The following is a 16787-nucleotide window of genomic DNA, read 5'->3' on the forward strand; positions in this document are numbered from 1 at the left end:
TCGCAAAACCCACACGCCACCAACGGGCGTTCCTATTAGCATGTCGCTCGACACTGAACATTCTGAATTCGCACGGCTAATCGCGCAGCACCAACGAGCGGTGCAGGGTTACATCCTTGCCAACGTTCCTCGCTGGGGTGATGCCGACGAAATTTGGCAAGAGACGAGCGTGCGGCTGTGGCTGGAATTTGACAAGTTTCAGCGGGGCTCCAACTTCGCAGCCTGGGCGATCCGGGTCGCTCACTTCGAAATCCTGACATGGCGCAAAAAAGTCAGCCGCAACCGATTGGTCTTCGGCGACGACTTCCTCGAATGTCTCGAAAGCGAACAGGGACAATTCACTTCCCAACAGTCACAAGATCGTTTGAAAGCACTCGATCAGTGCCTCCAAAACAGTACCGAACATCAACGTGAACTCCTTTCACGATTCTATGAACCCAATCGGCAAGTCGAACAGATCGCGGAAGCCATGAAATGCAGTGTCGATGCCGTTTATAAATCGGCCCAACGTATTCGCAAAGTGTTGCGACACTGCATCGAAAACCGGCTGCAAAACGCGGAGTTGTATTCATGAGTATGACCCCCGATCAATCGAAACGATTCACGCTGATTCATGACCTCGTCACCCGGCAACTCGAGGGAATTGCGAGTGTTGACGATCAGAAAAAACTGCAAGACGCGATCACTTCGGACTCGGAAATGCGTCGCGAATACATCCGCTATATGCAGGAAACCACACACATCGCGTCGCGTCTCGTCCCGCCTCACCCCGACGACGAATTTTCAAAATCCGGCGTACTGGGCAGTGCCGTACACACCGACATGACGCATGGCGACAGTGAAAACACCGACGACGCGCCCCCCCATACCTTCGACCGCCAATCGCGATCAAACATCGCCCGCGAGCACCGCAACGAACACAGGCAACTCACTGCCGCTTCACGGGCACACGATGCTCAAACACCCGGAGGCGAATCACCGGGCCGCTACACCGTCACGTTCCCCAGCGTGGCGTCGAGCTTTGCGATTGCGACTTCACTGTTGTTGGCGGTTACCTTGGCGTTCTGGAATAACGATCGCAACGGCGATCAAGAACACGTCGCGATGAACACGCCCGGCGACGCCGACATTCCGGCGATGACCGGCGCGGCACACGGGACCGAAGTCGCCACGCTCGTCGAATGCACCAACGTCGTATGGGATAGTCAATCCAATGCCGTCGACGAACTGAGCAGGGTTGGCGTCGGTCAGAACATCTCGTTCAACCAAGGTCGCATTAAACTGGTTTTTGATTCGGGCGTCGAAACGCTGGTGCTTGCTCCCTGCTTGCTAAACATTCAAGACCGAAACCGAGTGTATTGCACGTACGGACGCATCACCGCCAAAGCCTCCTCTGGGGGCAAAGGGTTCGCGATCGAAACGCCAGTCGCTCGCGTAACCGATTTGGGGACCGAGTTCGGAATCGCGATCCATGAATCCGGCGAGACCGAGGTTGCCGTCTTTGAAGGCGAAGTCGACATCGAACTCGGATCACCAAACACCCGAAACGAACAAGGCCCGGCCGCCAAACGGGAACACCTCGTGCAAGGGCAAGCGACGTTGGTCGATCACCAAGGGCGTTCCAGTCGCGTGTTTTCGATCGACAACCAACGCATGCCGGGCGTTCGCGACCTCGCACCGCTGCACTACAATCGTCCCGTGATTTCCGCCGTTCGCGACAACATCAGCGAACGCCAACCGGACAGCCGCATGTTCTACCGGATCGTCCACGCCGGACTTCGCGAAGACAGCCGCGCGTTCGTCGACCGGACGCACCAGTGGAACGGGATCGACGAAGAGGGAATTCCGCGTGAGCTGATCGGGGCTGACTATGTGCTGCCATTTAACGACGACAAATTTGTCGGTGACCTCGGTGTTCACGTTACCATCGCTCGCCCTGCATCGGTCTACATCTTCTTCAGCAACAACACCAAAATCCCCGCGTGGTTGTCGAACACGTTTGTCGACACCGGGATGGACATCGGGCTCGACGAGGGTGCCAACCGCTACAAACCAAAAAAGAAGATTGCCGTTGGCCCCTCCAACAGCATCGACAACACGTTCTCAATCTGGAAACGTGACGTTCGCGAACCGCAAGACCTAAGACTCGGCTCGTTCGAAAGACCACAAGATTTCAAACGCGGATACAACATGTACGGTATCGCCGCGGTTGCCAAGTGAATCTCAAATAGAACGTTCTACAGCACGCAGGCCTGGCTTTCTCCCGACGATGTGAATTTCGATGATGTGAATTTGACCGACAGATCCCGAGCCAACTCTCATCCCCATTTTCGAGATGCCTCAATCTTCGATCGGCCGTGCCTGCAGGCTCCAACTGTGCAACATTCCGAACCGGTCACTGCGTGTGCCACGGATCACCAACTGCCAGATTCCTTGAATCGACTTTCCGTTATAGGCAGACAACCCCGGTTGGCGTTTCAGCAAACCTTCGGGAATGAAACTCCCTTCAAACGGTGGCCTGCCTTTAACGATCGGCTCGGACGCCTGATCATCGAAGATCGTATCGTTGAAATTATCGTCGCCGCCTCCGATTTCCGTGAATAGTTCGATCCGCTCGCCCTCAGGCCCAGTCAGATAAGCGTCCAGGTGTCCGGTGTAAGAGTGCGTGATCGAGATCTGTACGTTCAAATCCGCAATCAAGAACCCTTCTTCCACTTCGATCTCGGAGATAACCGTGCGTCCCGGCGGCAACGGCTGTCCCTCGTCACAGCGAAACGTTCCGCCGATCGCGGCGCGCAACCCAGCCAATTCGGTCGTCGTAATCAGCCCATCGTCGTTCGCGTCCCAAGACACGAACTCGGCGATCGATTCCGGCGTCGGCTCCGACGCAAATTCCGCTAGCGAAACCTGATTGTCTCGGTCGAGGTCACGCTCGTAAAACCATCCAGGGATGCCTTCGCCGAGGCCGCCGGCCTCCTCCTGGACTTGTTCCAAATGGTTGTGAAGTTCTTCTCGCGAAATCTCGCCGTTACGATCGAGATCCATTTCGGCAACTCGCATTCCTAATTTGACAGACTCTTCTCGTTCCAGCTTTCCGTTTCGATTCTGATCGAATCGCCCGAAGACACTCGCCGACAACCAATGGGCGCTCCCGCCACGCCGACGCCGATCGCGAGAATCGTCGCGGCGCGGATCCACTTTCGATGGTTCGATCCCGTTGCCTGCCCGGCGGGCTTTTTGAATCAGTTCACTGGAATCGCTCGACAACATTCGGCGTCGCGCGTAACGCTGGGCGAGCTCCAAACGAGTCAACCGGTCATCGTTGTTGAGGTCATCGTCGAACGGATCACGGTATTGCCAATCGCCACGACGGGCTTCGGCACGATCAATCGAACCATTTCGATCACGGTCGTAACGCCGCAACACGCGTTCGGCCTCGTCGAGATCGTCTTCGGTATACGGGTACTTCACATCGCCGATCCCGAATTCAGGCAATAACGGTTCGTCGCGTGTTGTGCCGAACGGGCGCAACTGACCAACCCGTTCCGGACGCACCTCTTCACGGGTCACGCCGTTTTGCTTGGCGAAGTAGATTCGTGCAGCTTCCTGCAGTTTGTCGATCGGGTTGGGCCGCGACAGCGACATGCGTCGAGACTCCGCGATGCGTTCCAAATACGGACGCGACAGAGGAGTGATCTCCTTCGGGTCGATCTCGCCATTCCCGTTAGTATCGAGACGCTCCAGCGATTCACGCAGCCCGGCCTGGGCAAAGGCGTTTTGACCAACGCAACAAAACATGATTGCGGCAACGACGGCCACGCCCACACGCGTTAAGCGTCGCTCGCCAATCGCCCCCGCACGGGCGGCGATCGCATTTACGACTGACATAACGCGGCAACGAATGAAACAACTCATGACTTAACGCCCCGTTCTCGAACGTGACCGGTCCGAGGAAGAACGACTGCGAGTGGTTTCGATCATCAACCCTTGCAATGCTTCTTCGACGACTAAAACATTGCTCGGAACGACGACTTCGATGGACTGCTCACCCCGCGTGTCGATCAATTCAATCAAATGCTGAACTTCCTTGAGAAGGCTGTCCGGTGCCGTGATTACAAGAGAATTACTTGGTTCGTGGACCGCCACGGTCATCTTGGGGGCGAGGTCTTTCGGTTGCGATGCGGCCTTTGCCATCGCGGCGAGCTTCGCGGTTGCGTCCGCTTTACTGGCGCGAGGATCCGCAACCGGTTTCCCTGCGGCTTGACCGTTACCCTCTTTCTTGTCATTGGAAACGACGCGAGTTCCGAACGATTGCCGAATCACCTCTGCAGCTTCGGCCGCTTTGATGTTGAACAGTTCAATCACGTGCGGGCGTCCGTTGGTCAGAACGTCCGTAATCCCCTCCGGTTTATCGATGATCTGCAGGTAGTATTCCATGCGTTCGATATCCTCGGTCGAACCTTGGGTGATCAAGCGGTTCAAACGAGTGTCGGCGACGACCGTCATGGATCCACTCGTGAGAGTCAATGTTCCTTCGGACGTTGACAGGTAACTGCCCGACAGGAAAGACGACTGAGCGGAGAGGTAACCGTTGACGAGTGTCCCCGTGTCGGCCTCTTTTGCGGACTCGCCACCGTCGATCAATTTGGCGAGCATACGCAGAGCGTCATCGGCTTTCGTGTACTGCATGTAAAAGACGATCGGCTTCGACGTCGCCGTATCCGCAGGCCCGGAGATAACACGAACTAACTCCTCAAACCGGTCGAGCGCCTTCGTATCGTACGATTGCAAAAGCAACCCACTGGGCGTGACCTGGCACCGGATCGGGGCGTCTTCGCTGACAAAACGACGATCCACTTTACCGACCAATTCCGTTTGTCGAGCGTCGCTATTGATGCCAACGTTTTTGGACGGCGTCTTGCTCGCAGTCGCACTGCTAGCGGAGGTGGTGGTGAACGATTGATCGTCACGATGTTTGGTTGGCTGATTCTCCGGTTCCGGCATTTCGGTTGACGGCTCCGATTGGCGAACGGCGTCCTGAGCCGGTACCCGCTCGGCCGGTGCCGAATTCCACACATCTGAGGTGACGCGAGAGATCGGATTGTCGCCACGCCAAAACTGGATCGCGGTTTGCAAGATGCGTTCGGATCGCTCGCCAGGCATCGGCAGGACTCGAACATCTTTGCCGAGATTCGTCGCTTCGCTCGCTTCCAAGTCGGCGATGATCTTCTTGATTTGTTCGAGTTGTGGCCGCTTCGCCCGGACGAACAATCGCCGGTTGCCGGCATCGGCGTCGATCCGCGGAATATCGGGGTTTGCGTCGTCGTCATCGTCGAGCATGGACGTGGGCAGATCTAACATCTGCTCGAGCAGACTGATCGCATAGTACGCGTCAATCGTCTTCAGTTGGATAACTTCGAAATCGGCATCGGTGGCTTGCAATTGCTCGACCGTCATTTCGATTTCACGCTGCGTTTGATCGTCCGCCAACGCCACGATGCTGCCAGCAGTCTCGTCAACGCTCAACCGAACGGGTTTGCCCGCCAACAAGGTTTGCAGTACGTCGTAGACCATCTGCACGTTGCCGCCTTCGACGAGGTGCGATTTCAAAATGGAATCACGCTGGACGGCTTCGGCTTCCGGATCAGGTTGGTCGATCGCGGCCACGAGCCCCTCGATCACTTTGATCTTGTCTTCCACTCCGGTGACAAAAAGGTGTTTGCCCAAGACGTCGGCAGACAGACTCACATCGATACCGATCATCTCTCCCGTTGCGAGTCCCAGGTGCGGGCGTGCAACCTCCAACACGTCTTCGGCATCAACATGTTTCAAACGGAAACTTTTTACCATCGTTCCGTTCTTAAGCGACGCAGGTTCGAACGAATCGAGGATCACACGAACGGTGCGTAGTTTTGCGACCGTGTCGGTCACCATCAGTTGATTCGTCACGCCGAGCACTGAAGGGGGCGTCATCAATTGCAGTGACGACAGTTCCTGCACCGCGTCTTCGGCCTCGAGTTCATCCAAGCGGAACAAACACTTGACGACTTCATGACCGTCGCGAGTCTCGAGTTGTTCCGGCGAGATCATTTCGGCGATCGCGTCGAGCTGCGACATACTCCGAGGATCGGTGAGGTTGATGACGGCCATCAAGTTTCCCGATCGCACCATCGCGAAACCTTCGGGAATGAGGAACAGGTTGACGCGGTTGATCGCTTCTTCGGGAGTAAACGTCCCGCTGTCGTTGTACGTGAAGCTGCCCGTGGGTAACTCGCCGAACTGCAAGGCCAAACCGGCCTCCTCAGCGACCCACTCGATCACGTCCCGCCACGGTGCCGCATTGAACGAGAACCGAATCCCGGAATCATCCAAACGGGCCGGCTCGGGTGACTCGGCAACTTCCTCAACCGAATCGGTCGATGGTGCCGGCTCGGACGCGGGTGAGTCCGTCGCGGTTGGTTCATTCGCGGCAACGGGCGTTTCGGGCACGGGTGCTGCGGGGGCAGTGGGTTGAGAAACGACTGCCGCGGGTTGGGAGATTACTGCCGCGGGCACCACATCGACGGTGGCAGGCTCCTGCACGACAGTGGCCTGCTCAGTTTCCGGTGACTGAGCCAGTTCCGGCGACTGAGCCAGCACGGATCCGGACGCAAGGACCGTGGCCATACTCACAGCCGCAAAACGGATCACGTCGTGCATGTCGGTGGCGAAACGTCCATGCAGACGGTGAGACAACCCAAGAAAGCCGGTGTTTTGGGATCTGGACATGGAATTCATGCAGTTTTCGTCACCGCATTCAAGCATCCTATGACGCGACAAAATCGCGAGAGCGTGAACAACAAAATGACGCTGGGGAACGTGTCAAAGCCAGAGACTTCATCACGTGGAGGCGGGAAAATTGCGGGAATGTGAACTCCCACGGCAGGAACCCATAGAGTAATCGACAAACGCCCCATGAGGCAAACGTATTTCTACCGTCAACGGGGAATGCGACACTGAGAAATGGCGTTCATCGAGATTCCTGGCCGCAGTATTCACACGGAGTTCTCCGTAAAATCACGACTCACTTCCTCAGCAAAACGTTAAAAACCGGCGTCGCACGAGGAAATTCCACTCACACTCCTCTCACCAACCCGTCCTCAAAACTTGCCGCCCCAGTCACCACGTCGGCGAAGTCGCGCCCCCGCGTAATACCGTCGCACGCTCGGGAATCGTCGCGGGCGGGCGGTAGAACCCCGCACACAAGCGATCGCGAAAGCGGATCACGCGAGTCGGCGCAATTCGTTGGGTGAGGCAAAACGCACGAGTTCGAACGATTGAGAGCAAAGCTTGCATCCCCATTTCAGCCCTCTTAGACTGGGGCCACGCCAGGGGCAGGCGAGCACCCCCTAAAGAACCGCACGGATCCAGTCAACTCCGCAGCCTCGCCACCAGGGGAATCATCGATGCTCGTATTCGCTCGCCTTTTATTCGCTGTTCTGATTGCCGTCGCGCCAGGGATCGCCTCCGGCCAAGAATTCGATGTCATTCGAACTTGGTCTGACCTCACTGGAAAATATTCTGTCGACGCGAGCCTATCGACGCACGACGAGAAGACTGCCTCGCTTCGTAAAGCAGACGGGAAAACGATCCAAATCCCTCGGCATCGGCTGAGCAAGACGGATGCTGAATTCCTCGTCGCGATTGACGCCATTCGAGAGACCGATGCTCAGGCGTCATTGATCGAACCTCACATGAGCCAGGTCGCGACCAAAACAGGCGCGACGATTGAAATCATCAACGCATTGCGAACCGAATTCCCCAACGCCGTCGGAGGCAATTTCCTCGGCGGTGTGTTGCACGCGATCTCGGGAAACAGTCGTTCGAGCCTCATCCAATCGCAACGTTGCTTTGACGATGCGATCGAGATTCTCGAGCTCATTGAGCGACATTTCCCTGGCCTGCATCGAAACACGCTCGCGGCAACGTACAGCAATCGCGCCGTGCTCGCGGTGCGTCAGGGCAGCGTCGTCGGCGCGACGAATTTCCTCGGCAAAGGTGCCGAAGCTACCTCGGGCGAGATCCCCTTCTCGCTCTATCACAACGCGTCATTGATTTTGAATTCGAAATTAGAACTCGGTTCCAATCGATCACGCCTCGCATCGGTCCTCGCCAAAGGCCGCCCCGAAGGATCCGAACAAGTGGCCAATTACCTGATGTACACGCTCGACCATGACCCGTTTCACTCGATCGTTTCACCGGGCGAGGCGCAACCCGAATCAGCCGTTCCCGCCGATGCAGGACCTCCTGGAAAATTCCTTACCGGCTACGGGAGCGGATTTTTGATCGCGGACGACCTGGTGCTCACCAATCGACACGTGACCGAAGACGCCGATTCGTTTTGCATCAAAAACGACGCAGGCGTATCGATTATCGCGAGGGCCGACAAAATCAGCACCGTTGAAGACATCGACTTGGCAATCCTCAAACTCGAACAACACGCCAAATCCAAACCGCTGCACATTCGCCCCAACGTTCCGAGCATCGGTGAAAGTTTCGTGGTGCTCGGTTACCCGATTCCCCAAGTCTTCGAGGCGAGCATCACGGCGAGTCGCGGAATCGTCAGCAAGTTGGTCACCGGGAACCTTCAACTACTCCATGACGCATCCACAGATCCAGGCAACAGCGGCGGACCATGTATTGACACCCGTGGGAATGTGATTGGTGTCCACTTTGCCGGCAGCGCGGTATCGAAAAACAATCGCAATTATGCCGTCTCGCCCGAGGGAATCCGCATGTTCCTTACGGGAGTTCCCGGATTCACGGCAACCGAATCGGCGAGCGTCTCGGGAGACTTTTCCAGCGTCGTCGCTCACTGCAGCGACTCGGTCTACATGATCGAGTGCTACAGCAATGAACGTCCGACCGCAACAAGCTCCCCGAGCGAGTCGACAACATCGAACGCGATGTACAAGTACGCCCTTATTCCCGACATGACCTGTTTCGTCTGTTCGGGAAAAGGAAACGTCGATTGCGCACGCTGCACGAACGGTTTTGTTTCGGTCAAGAAGACGACGCAAGTCGGTGTTAACAAACTCACCGGCACTCCCCTCTTCGCCCCAAAGACGTTCAAAGAAAAGTGCCCCCGATGCAATCGCGGTGGACTGATCACGTGCCCGGCCTGCAAAGGAAGCGGACGCTCGAACTAAGGGAGCATGCTCGCTCGCAAAAGTTCTCGCAGGTGAGCCAACCACGTTTCGATTTTTGTTGCCGTCGTCACCTTCTCCCGGCGGTGGGCCACGTTCTCGCGAACGCAGCGACTTTCAAAACCCTGCACCAATTGCAGAAAAACTCTCGTGGAAAGCCCCGCGATTTTGCTTCGCCGACGTCTACGGATACTTGCGTTCTTGCTGTCGCGTTTGAATGTGCATTTGGTGCTTGAGAACTTGGTTTCGACTCCACTTCTCACCTTCAGTCCATTTCGGTGGTGCCAGTTGGCCTTCCCACTCGGCCAAACATTTTTTCAATGTGACGACCTTCTCCGGATGGTCGGGCGCGACATCGTTTCGCTCTCCAGGATCGGCGGCGAGGTTGAACAGCAAGTCAGGATTGCCTTCCACGCGGATCAATTTCCAATCACCCATGCGAACCGCCGCGGCAACGCCCCGACGCCAAAACAACGCGTCATGCGGTAAGCCCGATTCGGGGTCGGCGATGAAAGGCAACAAATTCACTCCGTCGAGCGGCAAGCCCTGATATTCAATCCCTGCTGCGGCGAGCGATGTCGGCAAGATATCGAGCGTGCTCACGGGCAATTCGTACGCGGCACCACGAGGCAGGTTTTGGTGCCACGTCAAACTAAACGGCACACGGACTCCGCCTTCCCATTTGGATCCCTTCATCCCGCGAAACGGGCCGTTGTCCGAACCGTTACTCGTTGCGCCGCCGTTATCATTGGTGAACACGATCAGCGTGTGTTTTGCGAGACCGTTGTCCGCGATTGTTTGCTGCACCTTCCCGATGCCCTCGTCGAGCGCCTTCATCATGGCCGCGTAGGTACGCCGCCTCTGATCAGAAATCGAATTGTAAAATTCCTCATCCGCTTCCTTCCCGTGCATCGGACCATGCGGGGCGTTGTAAGCGAGATAAATGAAGAACGGCTCGTCCTGATGACGTTCGATAAAACCGACCGCCGCATTGGTGAGGTCATCGGTGAGGTAGGTCACCTGTTCTTCGGGCAACAACTCGTCATCACTGATTTGAATACGATTGGCCCTTCGAGCTTCGCCGGTATAAGGCCAGTAACTTCGATGCCCAGCTTCGATGGCGAACACCTCATCGAACCCTCGTTGGGACGGATCGAATTTCTCGCCACCGCCCATGTGCCATTTACCGACACACATGGTCGCATAGCCACCATCTTGGAACGCATTACCGATGGTCTGCTCGTCGACACTCAACCCCATATCATCTTGGGTGTACCCTTCCGTGGGAATCGCAAAGTTGTTGAACTCATGACCGAACCGTTGCTGATAACGTCCCGTCAACAACCCGGCACGCGACGGGCAGCACACCGACGCCGTTACATAGGCATTGGTGAAGTTCACACCATCATTCACGAGTCGATCGATGTTCGGCGTGAGGATCTGTTCGCCTCCGGAAATGCCCAAATCGGCATACCCCATGTCGTCGGTCAAAATCACGATCACATTCGGGCGTCTCGCGATTTCACCCTCCGCGCCCGCATCCTGCGAGTTCGCGTTTTGCGCACTGCTGTTCAGGGCGGCCGCGACGTGAGAGACCGCAACGCAAATCAAGGTCGATAGCAATATTCGGCTGTGTCTCATCGGGATGCCTTCTCGGTTTTTCGATTTTTCGTTTTCTGCTTGCCGCCGGTGTCAGCAGCCATGTAATCGGGATTCAACTGCGTCGGCACGGGAGCCACCGTTTCCTGTCGCCACCGCTTTATCATCGTATGCAGTTGCGCCGTTTTCTCCGGATAACGATCGGCTAAATTGCGACGTTCGCCGATATCGGCTTCGAGGTCATACAATTCGAGCCGCCCATCCTCGAAATATTCGTGCAATTTCCACTTGCCTAACCGCATCGCTGATCCAGGTCGAGTGCGAAACAGCGGATCGTGCGAGTCGTCGCGTTCCCTCGCGTAAGACTGTAAGTACACGGGAAAGTGCCAATACAACGCTCGCTCGGCCAGGTCACCCGTTTGCGTTAACAGCGGCATCAAACTCACACCGTCGAGCTGTTGAGCCGAAGGGGACTTCACACCGGCGACGTCGAGGAATGTGGGAAAGAAATCTACTCCGATCACGGGCACATCGCTCGTGCTACCGGGCGTGATTTTGCCGGGCCAACGGACGACCAATGGTTCGCGAATGCCGCCTTCAAAGTACGAACCTTTTCCCGATCGATAAGGCGTTTGATCAGATAAAGCTCGAACGCCACCGTTGTCGGAGCAAAACAGCACGAATGTCTCGTCGGTCAAATTCAGCGAATCCAATTCATCGAGAATCTTCCCAATGCCTTGGTCCATCTTCTCCACCATGGATGCATATGCGGCATGCACGTTCTCTTTGTCTTGATACTTCTCAACCAAACCCGGAACCGGCTCTATGCCCGTATGTACCGAATAGTAGGCCATGTGCATAAAGAACGGCTTCGTTTGATTCGCTCGCATGAACCGGATCGCTTGATCGGCAAAGATATCGACGCGGTGCGTCTTGGCCGGATACTGATCGCTAAACCGTTTCATCGGCCCGCTCTTAAAGGGCGAAAAATAGCCTCCACCGGATGGGCTGCCTGACGTATCGCCTCCAATATTGACGTGAAATCCTTGCTGGGTCGGATCCGGTCCGAGATGCCATTTCCCAAGGTGGATCGTTTGATAGCCCGCGTCCTGCAACACCGCCGGCAGGGTCACGTCATCGTTCGCGAGGTGAATGGTGTTGTGGGTTGGGATGAGTTTCCGATCACGTGACTTTCCACGTTCAGACGAACCGACGGTGTAAACACCATGCCGCGGCCCATACTGACCACTCATCACACACGCGCGACTCGGAGCACAGTTTGCCGCCGGCGCGTACGCATTGGTGAACAACATTCCTTCGGCCCGCAAACGATCAATGTTCGGAGTGTGATAGCGATCGCTATTGAACCCCACATCCATCACCCCCAAATCATCGGCGTTGATATAGATGATGTTCGGCGTGGCCGCGTCTCCACTCTCCCGAACAGGCGACTCGGCAACCGCGGAATCCGCCGCCTGCGATTTGGCGACGGGTATCTGCAGCAGCGACGGGAGCCAAACGAACAGGAAGCACCATTTGCCAATCGCATTCATACGGTTCGTACGTCTTTCGTAGTGAGGTCCATCTGGTATTCGGTCTCGCACCATATCTCGCCAACGCATGAAAACAGCGAAACTCACCCCTCAAGGACAAATCCCCATCATGCGGCCCGAATGACCGGGGTTCAGATTCTATTACGCATTCGCAGAGCGATGTTCTACATTCCCACGCCGTTTCGCAGACAATCGTGGAAAAGAGGCGTCTTCTCGTGCGTTCCCGATCAGAATGGGCGAACCTGCAAAACTCGAATGAGAGCCAGCCGCGGGAGCAATAAATGCTTTCTCGCCAGACCGCCTTCGAAATCAAAACGCTCCGCTCGTGCCGAGAGAAACTCGTCAACGAGCGGCCCAAAATGGAGATAGTTGACGAGACTCAGCGGCACCGAGAAACATCTAATCACCCAAGGCATCGAACTGAAAAGCCGCCGCAGGGACAACCAGCGAATGCACCGGAGTGCAAATCGGGGCAAACGCGGATCGCTGGTAATCGAGACAGTTACCCGAGTCGGTATTCGGCGATTGCCACTTCAGATGAAAAGCGTTAGCGGATTTTTTCTTTTGCCAATCGAGAAAGAAAACCCAATTTGCTCGTGTTCTGGGCTTCTTCGCCTTTGAGACGACGCTCCCGGACTTCTTTGAGATAGCGGTCAATCTCTCCGGCGCGGATCGGTTCACCGTTTGACTGATCAAAACAGTGGAACACGGGTTCGAACAGGTATCGCGCGTTGAGCATCATCAACATTTTCGCGAGACCTCCCTTGGCGACCGACGATCGTGGCACCACGGTTTCGCTGTTGATGTAACGAATCGAAGCGGCAACCCGACGCGTTGATGAGTCTTGAGTCCGGTGAATGATATCTCCACGCAACAACAACAAATCCCCCGGCCGGAGTTGTGGCGTTTCTTCAATCTCCGCCAAATCGAAATCCAGCGTTCCCACTTTGCCGCCGCGGTTGTCATCTTTGACGACCCATTTCTTTCCGGACTGCAAGACACGGGTTGCGCCACGTCCCAACAACCGGTCGTGAATCTCAGGAGCCCGCTCTTTCAATCGATCCAACGGCACAACGGTGAGGTTTGATTTTTCAAGGACCGGTTTGACGACCGGCATGTAGAAATTCAAATAGTTTTTGACGTCATGCCACATCCAATAGTTCTCGTGGTCCTGGTGCCACGGGAACGCCTGCTGGGCACCTTTGCGTGGGCTGCTCAGGGTTGTCTTTTCGGAGACGGTGGAAAAGTAAACGCCGTCATTGAGACAATTGACTCGAACGCTGGATTCTGCGGCGACCCGTTCATTGACGTGCCGGAACTTCTCTTCCAAACGGTCCATCGCGGCGGACGAGAGACGCCGGACGCTGTAGTTCGAATTCACCTCCAATGCGGCGGCCTCGAAATCCTGCCCCAACATTTCAATCTCATCCTGATCCAAAAAACCACGGATCAGCAGAAAACCTCGAGAATCCATTTCCGAGTATGAAACCGAACTATCGTCACTCATCGCGGCACTTTTCTTATCAACCAGGGGTTCGAGGATTGCTGTCCCCCAGAATAAATGCGAATCAGTGTGCTGTCACGAGATTTCTGCCACGATTCCCACGGTCAGCAAGCGAGTTAACGAATGAAAGCGTTTGGCCTGATTCTTACGAGCGATCCACTGTTTCAAGCCTCATCCAAACCCGCGGCGCGCATCCCCAGGCAGCCATCATCAATGAGTAAATCCGGCCGGCGATAGCACCAGGGGGCGGGCATCCGGCAAGGGACATCCGACAACGGGCATATCGCGCATCGGGCCCAACGCAAAGAGAGCACAAGCAACGGCGATTGCCCCCACGCCTCGCCTGGGAGCAGCGTTCGCCACACGACAGGCGTTTGTCACGCCGGACGTGTTCGCGTTGAGGAACCCAACCCGCCTGAGAGTTTCTAGCGAGATTCCAGTGGGATGACGTCGCGTTCGGTACAACCGGTGTAGATCTGACGAGGCCGGTTGATCCGGAACGCTGGGCTGCTGTGCATTTCACGCCAGTGAGCGATCCAGCCAGGCAGACGACCGATCGCGAAGAGTACCGTAAACATCTGCACCGGAATTCCGAGTGCACGATAGATCACGCCGGAATAGAAGTCGACGTTCGGATACAGCTTGCGTTCGATGAAGTATTCGTCGCGAAGGGCGACTTCTTCGAGTTGCTGGGCGACTTCGAACAACGGGTCATCGAGGTTCAATTTCGCGAGCAGTTTATCGCAGCACGCACGGATGATGGTCGCACGCGGGTCGAAGTTCTTGTAGACGCGGTGGCCGAATCCCATCAAACGGAATTGGTTGTCTTTGTCTTTCGCCATGTCGACGTACTTTTTGACGTTGCCGCCATCGAGTGCGATCTGCTCGAGCATGTTCACACAGGCTTCGTTGGCACCGCCGTGCAGCGGCCCCCACAACGCACTGATCCCCGCGGAGATCGATGCGAACAGGTTCGCGTTACTGCTGCCAACCATTCGCACCGTCGACGTACTGCAGTTCTGCTCGTGATCGGCGTGGACGATCAACAACAGATTCAGAGCTTCAGCGAAATCGGGGTCCATGTAGTACTCCGACGCCGGAGTCGCAAACATCATGTGCAAGAAGTTCTCGGTGTAGTTGAGACTGTTCTTGGGATACATGAACGGCTGGCCGATCGATTTTTTATAGCTGTAGGCAGCAATCGTGGGCAGCTTCGCGAGCAAACGATAGATCGAAATTTCGACTTGGCGCCGATCATTCAGGTCGAGCGAATCTTGATAGAACGTCGACAGCGCACCGACCACGCTGCTGAGGATAGCCATCGGGTGGGCGTCGCGAGGGAAACCGTTGTAGAACGATTTCATGTCCTCGTGAATCATCGTGTGTTCACGAATTCCGGCGCGGAAGGTTTCAATTTCGCGTGAGCTCGGCAGCTCACCGTAGATCAACAAAAAGGCGGTTTCAATGAAATCGCAATTCGCGGCGAGCTGTTCGATCGGGTAACCGCGGTAACGCAAGACACCTTTTTCACCATCGAGAAAAGTGATCGCACTGCGGGTGCTACCGGTGTTAACAAAACCTTCGTCGAGAGTGATGGCGCCTGTTTCGGCACGCAAACGGCTGACGTCGAGGGCACGTTCGCCCTCGGTTCCTTCGACGAGAGGCAATTCACAGCTTTGGTCGCCCAGCTGGACGCGAACCGTGTCAATTTGCTCGATATCCAAACTTGCTGAGGGCTTCATAGGAGATGCGATTCGTGTGAGTCAGGGTTGGCAAACAGATCGTTCGTATAGTCGGGTCGTGGGGGCATCCCTCGTGAACGTTGACGTAGTGTAGCCCTGTGTCAGGTCATCGACAATCAGCGACATGGCTTTCAAAATCGGATCGATGGATTTTCAAAACGGAAAGATGGTTTTTGAATAAATGATGGGTTCTGAAATCGGTTCCGGACCGACGGGTTATGAAAAAACACGTCGCACGTGATACGATTCGCTGCGACAGAACCGCTTCGGTTTGGCAGAAAACGAAAAACGGGATTTTTTTCCAGTGCGTGCACACATCATGGTGGTCGAGGACGAGCAACACCTCGGCGTCGGCATCAAATACAACCTGGAAGCGGAGGGATACCGCGTTTCACTGGTCGAGGACGGCCCCGCGGCGCTGAAACTGATCGACCACTCCCCCCAAAGTATTGATCTGGTGATCTTGGACCTGATGCTGCCGGGAATGAGCGGCTACACGGTTTGCCAACGGATCCGAGACGCGGGACTGGGTTTGCCCGTGCTGATGCTGTCGGCCCGGACGCTGCCGGAGGACCGCACACGAGGATTCGACGTCGGTGCCAATCAGTACATGAGCAAACCGTTCGAACTCGACGAGATGCTCAGCCGAGTCAAGAACCTCCTGTTAACGTCGCAGCACGCATCCGCAACCGGGCCACCCGCGAAAGCCGGGAATCTATCCGGTGCGAGCCACGCGCCGGTGCCGATGCAGGCACAAAAAGTCGACGCGATCGAGTTCGGCCAAGTCGCAGTGGACTTCCGGACGTATCAAGTCCGCGTGGCGGGCAAGCCGGTTCGGATGACACCGAAGGAACTTCGCCTGCTGCGTTACTTCGTCGAGAACCCCGAACGAGTGATCAGCCGTTCGGAACTATTGGTGCACGTTTGGGAAGTTTCGGGCAATGTGCAAACGCGAGCGGTCGACCAGTTCATCGCTCGACTGCGAAAGATGATCGAGCCATCACCCGCCGAGCCCGTTCATCTGCTGACGCTTCGTGACGCGGGCTACCGTTTTGTTCTGCACCCAGAAACGGAAGAGACCAATGATGCCCCCAAGGATGCCTCCGATACGGATGCTGGCCGTCCGGAATAACGAGATAGCTCGGACGGGAACGCCGAGGGCGATGCCCGTCGCAGCAACAATGTGCCTGACAGGGTGACGTTG

Annotated in this window: 10 protein-coding genes; 4 read left to right on the top strand and 6 right to left on the bottom strand. The window is 56.0% G+C overall.

Translation table 11 applies throughout. The features are described 5' to 3' along the window. Positions 1-40 precede the first annotated feature (40 nt). Positions 41-574 carry a sigma-70 family RNA polymerase sigma factor gene (locus FHS27_RS02760; RefSeq protein WP_184301450.1) on the top strand — a complete coding sequence of 178 codons (534 nt, stop codon included), beginning with the start codon at positions 41-43 and terminating at the stop codon, positions 572-574. Next, on the top strand, positions 571-2220 hold the full coding sequence (locus tag FHS27_RS02765; protein ID WP_246419036.1) for a FecR family protein: 1650 nt from the start codon (positions 571-573) through the stop codon (positions 2218-2220). Before FHS27_RS02760 ends, FHS27_RS02765 begins: the two co-directional genes overlap by 4 nt. A 120-nt stretch (positions 2221-2340) precedes the next feature. On the opposite strand, the gene FHS27_RS02770 is transcribed toward FHS27_RS02765, so the two are convergent. After that, complete coding sequence (locus tag FHS27_RS02770) at positions 2341-3888, bottom strand: proprotein convertase P-domain-containing protein (RefSeq protein ID WP_246419037.1); 1548 nt, start codon at positions 3886-3888, stop codon at positions 2341-2343. Positions 3889-3918: 30 nt separating this feature from the next. Next, positions 3919-6768, bottom strand: coding sequence for a secretin N-terminal domain-containing protein (locus tag FHS27_RS02775; RefSeq protein WP_246419038.1), 2850 nt, complete (start codon positions 6766-6768; stop codon positions 3919-3921). A gap of 677 nt (positions 6769-7445) precedes the next feature. On the opposite strand from FHS27_RS02775, the gene FHS27_RS02780 reads away from it, so the two are divergent. Continuing rightward, a complete protein-coding gene (locus tag FHS27_RS02780) occupies positions 7446-9188 on the top strand; it encodes a trypsin-like peptidase domain-containing protein (RefSeq protein WP_184301460.1) in 1743 nt (580 codons plus the stop codon). A gap of 180 nt (positions 9189-9368) precedes the next feature. Here FHS27_RS02780 and FHS27_RS02785 read toward each other — a convergent pair whose 3' ends face one another. From FHS27_RS02785 to FHS27_RS02800, 4 genes are all read right to left on the bottom strand, one after another. Next, positions 9369-10826: a sulfatase-like hydrolase/transferase gene (locus tag FHS27_RS02785; protein WP_184301462.1), complete on the bottom strand. Its 1458-nt coding sequence runs from the start codon at positions 10824-10826 to the stop codon at positions 9369-9371. Then, positions 10823-12337, bottom strand: a complete 1515-nt coding sequence (locus FHS27_RS02790; RefSeq protein WP_184301465.1) for a sulfatase — start codon at positions 12335-12337, stop codon at positions 10823-10825. The genes FHS27_RS02785 and FHS27_RS02790 overlap by 4 nt, the downstream gene beginning before the upstream one ends. A gap of 547 nt (positions 12338-12884) precedes the next feature. Then, positions 12885-13844: a phytanoyl-CoA dioxygenase family protein gene (locus FHS27_RS02795; RefSeq protein ID WP_246419039.1), complete on the bottom strand. Its 960-nt coding sequence runs from the start codon at positions 13842-13844 to the stop codon at positions 12885-12887. Between the two features lie 422 nt (positions 13845-14266). After that, on the bottom strand, positions 14267-15583 hold the full coding sequence (locus FHS27_RS02800; protein WP_009104647.1) for a citrate synthase: 1317 nt from the start codon (positions 15581-15583) through the stop codon (positions 14267-14269). 304 nt (positions 15584-15887) lie between these two features. Between FHS27_RS02800 and FHS27_RS02805 the strand changes: the two genes are divergently transcribed. Next, positions 15888-16715 (top strand): response regulator transcription factor, encoded by an 828-nt coding sequence (locus FHS27_RS02805; protein WP_184301468.1) that lies wholly within the window; start codon positions 15888-15890, stop codon positions 16713-16715. Positions 16716-16787 lie beyond the last annotated feature (72 nt).

It is taken from the genome of Aporhodopirellula rubra (assembly GCF_014192335.1).
Taxonomy (GTDB): Bacteria; Planctomycetota; Planctomycetia; order Pirellulales; family Pirellulaceae; genus Rhodopirellula; species Rhodopirellula rubra.